This window comes from Mycoplasma sp. CSL7503-lung (assembly GCF_025515455.1).
In the GTDB taxonomy this organism is placed as follows: domain Bacteria; phylum Bacillota_I; class Bacilli_A; order Mycoplasmatales; family Metamycoplasmataceae; genus Mycoplasmopsis.
Genome location: NZ_JAOPHP010000068.1, coordinates 1 through 288 on the forward strand (window position 1 = coordinate 1; position 288 = coordinate 288).

General features: G+C 22.6%; 1 protein-coding gene. It reads left to right on the forward strand.

Going from position 1 to position 288, the window contains the following annotated elements; all coding sequences use genetic code 4:
- Window positions 1–29: 29 nt before the first annotated feature.
- The coding region (locus N9R85_RS03940) for a hypothetical protein (RefSeq protein ID WP_262858675.1) at window positions 30–288 on the forward strand (259 nt) is incomplete at its 3' end.

Genomic DNA, 288 nt, shown 5'->3' on the forward strand with positions numbered 1-288 from the left:
TAGTTCAACAACAAAAACAAAGGAGTAAAATGTCTCAAACACAAAACAAAAAAGACTTAAAATTTAATAATATCGATATTGAAACTTTTGTTCTTTCTTATTATGACAATTTAGAATCTACAGAAGAGACGTTTGAACAGATATCAAATAAAATTTCAAGCACTTTAAATAAGAATTTAGAAAATCATATTAATCAAAAAGAATACTATGAAACAATTTTAGAATACTTTGAATGTTTAAATGTGCTTGATTTAAGTGTAGATTTCGAAAACTATAATATTATTCGTA